Genomic DNA, 11,315 nt, shown 5'->3' with positions numbered 1-11,315 from the left:
GCTTTTTAATTACCAGTTTTGAAAAGCTGGTATTAATCAAGCTCACTATAAATACGTCTGTTTTCTTCTTTAGTAAGTGCAATAACTTCTGTTTTAGATATGTAATCTTGCAGTGCTTTTTTGTTTTTAAAATCGACTAACACCACCAAATTACCTAAACCGAGTAAAGCGCTAACGCTGCGGATAATTGATTGCGGCCAGCTAATTAAATTACCCTCAAGAGTTTGTACTTTTAAACGCCATGCACGCATGCCAATGGTTTGCCCGCTTTTAGTCCAAAAGTAGCCAAAAAATACTAAGCTAACGATAATTAAAAGAGCGGTACGAATACCCGAAAGAAGAGTTGAATTTTGAATAAATGCAGATACATCCTCTGCGCCATTTAAGCTAATTACATCGAGAGAAATAAGCCCCTGTACTGCAAATAAATACAGCACTACAGTTAACATCGCAAACGCAATAATGGCTAACGTATCGTAGACCAACGACGCAAAACGGCGCCAAAAACCAGCACGTGGAAACTCACCCGACATAAATACACTCTCACTATTAATATGCGAGCTAGTTTAACAAAAAAGCTTACAAATACTAAGACATGTTAATGTTTAGAGAGAATTGATTTTATTGCTGTAAATTACTACCTACGGAGGGGAATGAAAAAGACCCTACTATTTACAGTAAGGCCTTTTAATTTATAGCGAGTTTAACCTAGCTTAATGGCAAGGTATTTTATGTCGTCACCACTTATTTGCGGTAAAAAATAAATATCGCCGTATTTAAAATACTGCTGCGAGTTAATTATTACGGCCTGTGCTGCCTGTGGCAATGAATCGTAAGTTTGGCCCAAGCTATAGTCATTCACATTACCCACTTTTACTGCCTGATTAAGGCGAGTTGATGGCTCATCAACAACCGTATAACCATCATTATCCGCAATGTAGTACACATTTTGATAAGTGTAGTAAGTCGTATTATGGTGTTTAAAATGCCTGTAATTTCTTGGAAGCGTATTTATACGCAGGCCTCTAGGTGGTTTAACAACATGGTAGCCTCTTTTAGCTTTACGGTAATAAAGGCCGTCGTTAAACGTAAACGAAATACCATTAAATCTGATTGATGCGCTATTGCGTGGTAAATGGTTTATAAATCGATTTTGTCTGTAAGCGACTGAATTGTGATGGCTTGTTAAGTAGTTATATTTTCGCTGGTTGTAGCGGTGTAGTTCACGCTTTTCCTGTTTGTACTTAGCAAGTTTACGTTTTTCTTGCTTACGGTCTTCTCGTTTTTCTTTTTTATGCTCAATACGCTGCTTTTTTTCATGGCGGCGTTCATCGCGTTTATATTCAACACGTTTGTCGTGATCGCGTTTAAAGCTTTTATCATTCTCTCGCTCGTTTTGTGCTCCAAGCGCAGAGCCTGATACTGCGCCAATGGCGAGCAGGGCAGGTAGTAAAAAAGTAAGTTTCATAGTATTGCCTCGTTTATGTTTTTACATAACTGGGTTCAATACTAGCGGCTCAAACTGAATGTTAACTGACATACAACAGCAAACGGAGTTATGCTTACAGCTTTTTACATTTTACTGACGGTTCTTGACATAATCTCTAGTTTTTGACGATTTTAGGAACGTTTTAATACACCAAAATGATTAGTGGTATCACAAAAAATGGATACGAAATAAGTAATTAAGCCTTCCTTGGCTTTGCTGGTTAATTACTTTTGATAAAAAGGATAATCGCTATAACCTACTTCAGTACCGCCATACATAGTGGCTGCATCAGCTTCGTTAAACGTCCAATTATTTGCTATACGCTCTGGTAAATCAGGGTTAGCTATAAATGGGCGACCAAATGCAAATAAGTCACCGTAACCTTCACCTAAAATACGCACTGCTTTTTCTACTGTGTATTTACCTGCATAAATAATGCGCCCTGAAAATTCAGCTCGGACTGCTTTATAAAATTCTTGTGGTAAATCGGGAGCGTTATCCCAATCAGCTTCCGCAATCGATAAGTAAGCAATACCTGCTTGCTCGAGCACTTTAACGGCCTGGATATAAGTGTGATGAGGGTTTGATTCAACAAGTCCTAAATACACTCGTGTTTCATCTGTGCTTTCAAATAAAGGAGCAAAGCGAACACCTAAACGATCAGAGCCTACAACGTCACTTACCGCTTCAACTATCTCTTTTAAAAAGCGCAGGCGATTACTAAGCGTTCCACCGTATTGATCGTCACGGTTATTAGTATGCTCAGAAATAAACTGATTAACTAAATAGCCGTTAGCACAATGAAGCTCCACACCATCAAAGCCAGCTTCTAGAGCATTGCGTGCAGCTTGCGCATACATGTTTACTAGCTCGCCAACCTCAGTAGTACTTAATGCACGAGGCTCACTTGGGTCAGCCAATGCGCCTTCACCAGGTGCGGTTTCAATAAATACTTTTACATTGTCAGCTGCAATGTCTGAAGGGCCAACCGGTTTACCTGAATTTGGTTGTAGTGTGGTGTGCGATACGCGCCCTACATGCCAAAGCTGAGCAAAAATAACGCCGCCTTTAGCGTGTACTGCATGTGTTACTTTTTTCCAGCCTTCAATTTGTGCTTGCGAGTGAATTCCAGGGGTCCAAGCGTAACCTTGTCCACGAGGTTCTATTTGTGTGCCTTCAGTAACCATAAAACCAGCCGATGCGCGCTGCGAGTAATACTCAGCCATTAATTCATTAGGGATATTGCCAGGCTGAGTGCTGCGAGAGCGAGTAAGAGGAGGCATCACAATACGGTTTTTAAGTGTAAAAGGGCCAAGCTCAATTGATGAGAATAAAGGGGCGGTGTTAATTAATTCTGATTTCATTTTAAATTCTCTTATAAAGCAAACAAAGGCTTAAATAGTGGTTAAGCGACATTGGCAGCATAGAGATTTAAAGATACAATTTGAAACAACACTTTTTTGTACAGCATACAATTATGAATGGTATTAGTCGGCTTGATATAAAGCAGTTAAGAGTACTCAGTAGCTTATTAGAACTGCAAAACCTTTCACAAGTAGCCAAAAAAATGGGGTTAACGCAACAAGCTATTAGTGAGCAACTACGAAAGCTACGAGATTTATTTGACGATCGTTTGTTTATTCGCCAAGGCAATAACATGGTTGCTACTCCTAAAGCGCAAGGGCTAAAGGCGCCTGTTAATCATATTTTAAAGCAATTAGAGTCGTTACTAGAGCCTGAGCAGTTTAGCCCGCAAACTTATAAAGGTGTGTTTACCATAAGCGCAACCGACTACGCCACGCAGGCTTTATTGCCGCAATTATTTAATATTACCCGCCGTGAAGCGCCAGGTTTAAAGCTGATAGTGCGCGACTTTGCGTCTGACAACGTTAATCAACTTATAACGGCAGGCGAGCTTGATTTACTGATAAGCTTTCCAGAGTTCATACCTGACAACTTAGCGTATGTCACTTTGCTAGAAGAGCAGCACTTGTGTATTACAGGCTGTAAAAATGAGTTTGAAGATGAGCCCTTAACACTGCCGGAAATTGCAGCGCACCCGCAGCTGGTGGTGTCGCCTTCACGCGCTAATTTACGCGGATCGCACGATCAATGGTTTGAAAGCCAAGGGCTAAAACGTAATATTGTTATGTCGGTACCGAGTTTTTCAGCGGTGCCCGACATTTTACATACTACTGATATGCTCGCGTTTTACCCTTCAAGATTATTACCAAACAGTAAAGTTAGACTGCTAGAAGTTGAGGCACTTCCACCTACTTTTAAAGTGATAGCAGCATGGCATCCACGTACTAATAACAGCCCAATTCATAAATGGTTGATAGAGCAATTACAAAACTTATAAAATCCGTAAAAATGCAACAAGATCTAAACGCTCTTGCTTGGTGAGTTTTAATGGTTTTAACAGTTTCGTCGTCTTAGGAAAGTGTGGATCGTTTAATTGGTTTTTCCTAGGCTTAGGTCTTGCTCCACCATGGTTATACATATTTACTATGCCTAGTAGATCATCAAAAAGTCCATTGTGCATCCAAGGAAATGTTTCAGTTAAACCAAGTAGAGAAGGGGTTCTAAATAACCCTATATCACTTGGATTATTTGTAAAATTAAACCGGCCTTTATCTTCAAAACTACGGCCGTAGTAATGAAGGCCAGTGCCATGAAATTGGTTGTCACTTAATAGCGCGCCATTGTGGCAAGTCATACACTTTGCTTTAGTTCTAAATAAATGTAATCCGTTTAATTCATTATCTGATAAACGTCTAAGCGCTTTTTTTGGATTACTCTGAACCTCATTAATAAATGATTTAAAGCGAGTATTAGGTGCAATGAGTGTTCGCTCAAATGCGACGAGGGCTTCTGCCATTTGTGCCATAGAAAGCGTGTCTGAATTAAAGGCACTTTTATTAAATGCCGTATAGCTTTTATCTTTATTGACCCGTATTAAGGCTTCTTGTGGATCTAAGTCCATTTCAATTGGATTGCTAATAGGCATAAGTGCTTGTTGCTCAGCTGTTTTAGCGCGACCATCCCAAAAAAAGCTTTGCCACTGATCTATACCAAAAATAGCAGGGGTATTGCGAGTGCCTATTTGCCCATCAATTCCCACTGCGGTTGTGCGGCCATCATGAAAGCCTTTGTCGCGCTCATGGCATGTTGCGCAGCTAACGGTATTATTACGCGAGAGCTGCACATCATGAAAGAGCTTGTCACCTAAAGCAACATGCTCAGGTTTTGGCGAGGCTACAGGCAAAAGCGACATGGGCTCAACGCTTCTGCCATCACTGGTTTGAATAGCAGGCCAGTTTGCTTGGCCTTTGCTATACAGTGAGCGTAAATCGTGGCTACTTGTTGGTGTGGCGTTTAAGCTAAATGAGCACAGAAAAAAAATGCTTAATAACCTAATCATAGTTATAGCTAACTCCTAGCCAAAACATACGCCCAGGCTCAATACCCGATGCGCCTTCGTTTACTGTGTAAGTACGTGCATTCAGCAAGTTAGAAATATCTGCTCTTATTTCAACTGACTGGGTTTTTGTTAGGTTGTGGCTATAGCGCAGGCTAAGGCCTAGCATGGTTCTGGCGCGTATTTCTTGCTCTTCGTATACATCAACAAGTGTTGATTCTGCAGGACAATTTGCACAGCTCTGTTCAAGGCCTATGCTTTCGCTTGCGCCGGTGCTAACAGCACTGGTGTAGCTATCACTAAAGGTTACGTTAAGCCCTGTGCTTAATGAATTGCTCCAATCAACATTCCAACCTAGCGCACCGGTTATCGGAGTGCCAAAGTTTGTACGAATTTGATCAAGTTGTCCAAGCGTTACAAGCTCGCCGCTGCCACTTGCATTTACGTAGTAAACGAGTTCGTCAAGGGGGGTATTTTCAGCAGTGGCATTGTAGTCATCGTTAGAGACTTTGTTTTCAGCGTAGGAGGCGTTAGCCCATAATGAATGGCTACCAAACTGCGCGCTCCAGGAAATAGAATAGCGCTCTGAGCTACCATCACCTTCGTTGGTCATACGAATATATTTATAGCCATCGCTACCTGCTTCTTCATCGGTAACCTGAGAAAATTGCTGATGCTTTTTACGTTTTACATATTTAAGCGATACGTTACCTGCTTTTTCAAATGAATGTGCAATACCTAATGCGAGTTCATCATCGTACGGGGTGTTTACATCATCAAAGCGGTACTTAAACGCGCCAGTATAGTTAGAAGGTAGCCACCCTTGCAGGTAACCGTTTTCAATTGGGCGGTATTCTCGATATGAAAAACGCTGCTGCTCTTTGACTTTATAACCAATAATGGCAGAGTCGTAATAGCGGTTAACGCCTGCGCTAATAATAGTGCGGTTGTCGTTAAATACGTCGTAACCGAGCGATATACGTGGTGCGATATTATGATTAGCTAAAAAGTCATCATATTCGTAGCGCATACCTAAGTTTAGGTTTAGCTGTCCTAATGTGATGCTATCGGTTACATAAAACGAGGCACGATTAAGTGTTACGTTAATGTATTCGGCTGGGGTGACTAAACGGCCATTAAAATACTGCGCTGTAGCGGTTACATTATTTGTATAGGCAGTAATGTGCGCTTGATTATTAAAATCAATTTCGCCACCAAGTTGCGTTGCTAACTCATCAATAGAAATAGTGGTTTGAAGTGCTTGGCAATCAAGTGTGTAACCGCTGCAGTTAAGTGGCGTACTCGCGCTAGACCATATAATAGGGGAGTCGTAGCTGTAGCTATTTTGTATGCGTTCGCGTTCTACTTCTTGGCGAATAAGCTCTATACCGGCCTTAATATTATGCTCAGTTCCTGCAAATTCAAATGAATTGAAATTTAGCGTGTTTTTCCAGCTGGTGGTGTATTGGGTATTATCTAGGGCGCCATATCCCCCTTGGCGAGAGTAACGTGTTTGCGCATCGCCTTGGTCGGCGTATTGCCCCCAATCTTTCCCTTTGGCTTGTAGCCAGCTATAAAAGTGAGCTGGGCCTTCTCGGCTGCTGTCACTCATACTAAAATTAAGATTACTGTGCCACGATGCAAAGTCAAAATGCTCGGTTAATGCCGCAACGGCGCCAATAGCACCGCCTTCTAAATGAAAGTCACTGTCTTTGGCATCCGTTATAAAATTATCAACTTCGTATGGGGAGTACATTAGTGTTAAATCTAGTGCATCTACCCAGCCATTTCGGTAGCCATACTTCACAATCGCATTTATGTTTGTTCTGCTTTGGGTTTTTACTTCCCCTAGCGATAAATCGCTGATGTCGCTGGTTAAGTAATTAATGCTCATCATTAAGCCATGGCGCTTATTAATTTGTTTATTAGCACGCAGGTTATAGCTAATTTTTTCGTATTTAGGCTCTTCAAGCGTACTTTGGTCAACATTTTGCTGTGAACTGTCTTGATCAGCCTCTATAAAATGATAACTCCCCCAGCTACTTTGATTCCCCCGCACGCCAAAACTAAAGCTGTTGTTTGCAAATACGCTTTTGGTTTTACTATCAACAATGCCACCCGAAAAGCCACCAAACTCAGCCGGAATGTTATGGTCGTACACTGTGATTGATTCAACTACATCGGAGTTTACATTCATGCTTTGCACGCCGCCCGATACATCGTTTGATGAAGAGCTTAAGCGGCTGCTACTACCCGGGTCTATGCGGTTATTGTAGTTTAGTCCATCTAACGAAAAGCCAGTTTGCCATGGCTGCGCGCCTGAGATAGATATTTCTGGTGCGCTGATTTCTGCCAAACTACCAATAGAGTAAGCCTCGTTGCTTAGCTGTACACCAGGGAGCAATGCAATAAGCTCGTTTATATCGCCGTTGCCTTTAGGTGTGGCATTTATAAAGTCACGATTTAAGTAAGAGCGCCCAATAACTTCGGGTACTTCTATGCCTATGTACTGGCCTTTTACTTCAATGTGCTCAAGTGCTTCACAACGCTCTTTTTGCTCATTTTTAAGGTCGTTACATGGCTTTGTTTTTGGTTCTGTCTGCTGTTGCTGCTCTGCGGCGTATACACCCTGAGAAAGCAAAAGCAGACACGCGAGGGTAGTCGGTGTCTGCATTTATTACGGCTCTTAGTTAAATACCTAGTGGGGTAGTGTCTTCGCTATCAATGACGCCATCGTTATCGGCATCTTGGTCGGCAATTAATCCTGCTAAGGCTATGTCTTCATCGCTGGTGTTAGGTAAAAAGAAGTTAGGTAGGCCGTCGTGGTCGGTATCTACGCTTGCTATCGCTATGCCTCTAAAGTCATCGCGAGAGGCGACTAAGTTGGTCATGCCTATGTAAAGCTCAAGCTGATCGGCTTCGCCATTAATCCCGTTACTAATTAAGCTTTGTGCTTTGCTAATATCGTTAATTAACGTAAAACTGTTAACTAAGTCTTCCATGTTGTCGGCAATAATTGTATCGGCAAAGCCCAAAATAAGTGGCTCAAGCGTATTTAAAAGCGTGCTAGCTTGTGTTTTTGCATTACTATAATTTGCTGAGAAGTCGCTAATGTTCGCTGCGTTTGAACCCATACTTGAAAGCATAGAATAACGTAAAAATTCACCTGTTTGAGCTTCTTCTAAACCAATTACTTCAGCTTTAACAGCGGCTAAAATAGTTTCTAACTGATCGCTTGTTAACTCATTTAACACCGGTGTTATTTCTGTAATCGCATTATTTAAAGTGGTGCTTGCAAGCGATGCTTGGTTTGCATTAACTAAGTAACCTAAGGTTTCTAGGCGCGCTTCAAATCTGTCTTCGGTATCTTCATCTAGGGCAATATAGCTAAGTAGTTGATTGTGTACACCGGCTACTTGCTCCGCTAAGCCGCCTTTAATAAGCGATACTATTACTTGATTATGAGCTGTAATTGATGAGGTATTACTTAGCGTACGTATATCGCCTGCATTAAGCGTATTAAGCATGGTTAAGCATTTATTAGCGGCATTTGCTGTATCGCCACCGACTTGCGCAGTTAAATCAACTAACAATTTACAGCCCTTGGAACCGGTTAAAAGTGTGGTTGATGATTCTTTGCTTATGTAGTCATCCGAGGCTATAAAGTCGCCAGCATAGGTAAATACTTGCTGTGCTAGATCGTTTCTGCCAGCTTCACTTAAAATTAGGCCTGTGCCAGGGACGTTATCAAGCGATGTTAACGCTCTAAAAAATTCGTTGTAATCACCATTTTCTATAAAAAAGCTGCGAGCTTGAGCTGCGGCACTCGTTATATCTTCACCGGCAAGTAGGCGATTAGCTATATTAAAACCATACACTTGCTCTTGCGCGTTGTTTATATCGTTTTCGCTGTCTGATAGCGTTATTGCTGGGTTTTCGTCGCTTTGGTAAAGGCCTTCAATTAAGCCTGCTAAAAATTGAATAGGGTAAGTGTAGTTATCTAAAGTAGCGGCGCTATAAGGCGATGCAGAGTATGCGTAGTTACTATCAAAACCCGTTGAACCATACATGGCAAGTACTTGGTTGGTATAGTCTTTTGCCGCTTCAAATTCGCCAGCTCTATAAAGGTATTGCGCAGCCCATGCACCATGTAGCGTTTTGTATTGCTCGTATGGTTGGCCTTCGTATTCGCCGCTACGTACTAGCCTGTAACCTGTTTTTACTGCAAGTTGCGCGTAGTTATTAGCAAGCAATTTGGCTTGCGTTAAATCGCTTTCATCTAGGCTTTGCGCATAGCTTTGTAGGGCGTCATCTATTGATAAGCGTACGCCATTTAAAAAGTAGCCATAGCTTGAGGTGTATTCGTCTTCGCGTACTTGCTCTGCGTATAATGAAATTGTATTTAACAAATTACTTGCTTGCGAAACTTGATCAGCAGCTAAATAGCTTTTTACTAAAGAATAAAGCGCTGATGCGTCTGATGAGGCAATGTTATCAAAGCCTTTATCAGCTAAGTATTGGTTGTAGGCCGCCACCGCTTGGTCACGGTAATCGTTTGCTTGTTCTGTTTGGCCTATTTCGTCGAGTGCTTGTGCCACATCTTTTAGTGCCGAAGAACGCGCTGTTTGCTCGTTTATAAGCGCTAAATAGTCGTTAGCAGTATCTAAAAAACCTGCACGTGCATAGGCCGCAGCTTGGGTTGCGTATACCTCATATCGAGAAAGTTCATCGGCAATATTTGCGCTTAGCTCATCTGCTTGTTTTAAGTGCGACAGACTAGAGCTGTAGTAATAATTAAGTTTATCTTCGTTAGTTACATAAGAAGGGCTTAGTGAAATAATTGCAGTTAACGGCTCGCTTATTAGGCCATCTGTGTAGCTAATTTCAAATTGCTCATCAATGCTGCTTAGAGATTGAGCCTCATAGGTAAATTCACCCGTGGTGCTATTTATGCTCATTACGCCATTACTCGGTGGTGTTATTAAGCTAATAGTTACGGTGTCGCCATCTAAGTCTTGTGTAGTAATAACCCCTTGAGTGGTGGTTGAAGAGGTAACAAATACATTAGTAGTGATTAGCTGCGGGGCATCATTAACATTTTCTACGCTAAAACGAATCACTACATTTGCCGTTAAGCTGCCATCGCTTGCGCTAATGGTTGCTGTGTCTACTCCAAAATAATTACTAAATGGTGTGTAGGTAAATTCACCGTTTGCTTCAACTGCTATGATGCCATTGCTTGGTGCATTGGCAAGCGTATAGCTTAAGGCGTCATCGTCGGTGGCTGTTACTTGGCCTGAAAAAGTGGTGTCTTCGTTTACAGTAAAACTTAAATTAGGTTGAGAAAACTGTGGAGCAGTATTACCAGAGCCACCGCCACAACCTGCCAACGCAAGCGCGCATAATATTGGGGTAAATTTAATTAGCTTGTTCATTATTGTTAATATTAAAAGTTAATGATGTTGCGAATGATAACGCATATCAATTAGATTTTAAAGTGTGTAAAGTATTTGTCATATTAATAGTGAGTATCCACAAAGCACTTTTAAGGCAGCTAAAACACAAAACCCTGCTATTAACAGGGCTTTATTGTGAGTAAAAATGAGATTAGTAAAGAGGGGGATGGTTATTAGTTTAAGTCGCTAATAATAATCAGCGGAAAATTTTTAACTGAACGAGGTTGCCAATTATTATAGCTAATATTGCTAATTCCAAAATAGTTAAGCACCTTAGGTGAATACGTCCAGCCTCGCGCACGTTGCTTTATGGCGGCACTGCGTAAACTGGGTTTTAGCCCTACTGTGAGTAGGTCGTGATTTACATTTAGCTTTGTGTAAAAGGCTTTTTCGCGCAAGCTTGCTTTAGCAATTACCTCATCGTAATGGGCGCGTAATGTCTGCCACTTTTGGCTTTTTTGTGGCTCTTTTAAGTGCTTTACCATGGCATCAATATCACTATCTAACCACTTAGCTGAGGCTGCATCCCCATGCCAGCCAATAATCGTATTGGGCTCAATTGTAGTAGGGTGCCCAGCAAGCAACACATAATTAGCACACGACGAAAAGCAAAACTGCTTTATGTTTACTGTTAGCTTATGCGCCAAAATTAACTCGGCTAAGTCCATCCCTAAATCTATGTTTCCGCCGCCGCTGGTAATCGTAAATGTATTAATTGTAGGGTTAGTTTTTAAAAGCTCAGCCGCCGTATTGTTATTTTGTTTGTTGATTTGGCCACTGTATATAATGGTTTTATCACTTAAGGTTACTTGAGCCTGCAATAACGTGGGGAGTATTAAAAAAAGGGTAAAAATTAATTTATGCATATGAGTTTTAAGTGAGTATTTTTGCCAAAGGCTACGTAATTTGGCTAAATGAGGCAAATACTAATTTGTCTAAAGTAAGTTAA

8 protein-coding genes are annotated in these 11,315 nt (G+C 41.3%); 1 reads left to right on the top strand and 7 read right to left on the bottom strand.

All coding sequences use genetic code 11. The annotated features are described in order from the left end of the window. Window positions 1-32: 32 nt before the first annotated feature. The 3 genes from I6E69_RS12825 to I6E69_RS12815 form a co-directional block, all read right to left on the bottom strand. Window positions 33-533, bottom strand: coding sequence for an RDD family protein (locus tag I6E69_RS12825; protein WP_149603171.1), 501 nt, complete (start codon window positions 531-533; stop codon window positions 33-35). 170 nt (window positions 534-703) lie between these two features. Then, window positions 704-1,468: a DUF6515 family protein gene (locus I6E69_RS12820; RefSeq protein ID WP_197121391.1), complete on the bottom strand. Its 765-nt coding sequence runs from the start codon at window positions 1,466-1,468 to the stop codon at window positions 704-706. A gap of 245 nt (window positions 1,469-1,713) precedes the next feature. Next, window positions 1,714-2,853: an alkene reductase gene (locus I6E69_RS12815; protein WP_197121390.1), complete on the bottom strand. Its 1,140-nt coding sequence runs from the start codon at window positions 2,851-2,853 to the stop codon at window positions 1,714-1,716. Window positions 2,854-2,933: 80 nt separating this feature from the next. Between I6E69_RS12815 and I6E69_RS12810 the strand changes: the two genes are divergently transcribed. Continuing rightward, window positions 2,934-3,851: a LysR family transcriptional regulator gene (locus tag I6E69_RS12810; RefSeq protein WP_008135084.1), complete on the top strand. Its 918-nt coding sequence runs from the start codon at window positions 2,934-2,936 to the stop codon at window positions 3,849-3,851. Here the strand turns inward: I6E69_RS12810 and I6E69_RS12805 are convergent. From I6E69_RS12805 to I6E69_RS12790, 4 genes are all read right to left on the bottom strand, one after another. After that, window positions 3,846-4,913, bottom strand: a complete 1,068-nt coding sequence (locus I6E69_RS12805) for a cytochrome-c peroxidase (RefSeq protein ID WP_197121389.1) — start codon at window positions 4,911-4,913, stop codon at window positions 3,846-3,848. The genes I6E69_RS12810 and I6E69_RS12805 overlap by 6 nt on opposite strands. Beyond that, complete coding sequence (locus I6E69_RS12800) at window positions 4,906-7,584, bottom strand: TonB-dependent receptor (protein WP_033021759.1); 2,679 nt, start codon at window positions 7,582-7,584, stop codon at window positions 4,906-4,908. Before I6E69_RS12800 ends, I6E69_RS12805 begins: the two co-directional genes overlap by 8 nt. A 16-nt stretch (window positions 7,585-7,600) precedes the next feature. Next, window positions 7,601-10,345, bottom strand: a complete 2,745-nt coding sequence (locus tag I6E69_RS12795) for an Ig-like domain-containing protein (protein WP_197121388.1) — start codon at window positions 10,343-10,345, stop codon at window positions 7,601-7,603. Window positions 10,346-10,539: 194 nt separating this feature from the next. Further along, complete coding sequence (locus I6E69_RS12790; RefSeq protein WP_231619784.1) at window positions 10,540-11,232, bottom strand: hypothetical protein; 693 nt, start codon at window positions 11,230-11,232, stop codon at window positions 10,540-10,542. Between the last annotated feature and the right edge of the window lie 83 nt (window positions 11,233-11,315).

It is taken from the genome of Pseudoalteromonas sp. NZS100, assembly GCF_015864815.1.
Classification (GTDB): domain Bacteria; phylum Pseudomonadota; class Gammaproteobacteria; order Enterobacterales; family Alteromonadaceae; genus Pseudoalteromonas; species Pseudoalteromonas distincta.
The sequence above is the reverse complement of the archived record's forward strand: the minus strand, read 5'-3'. Positions and strand labels throughout refer to the sequence as shown.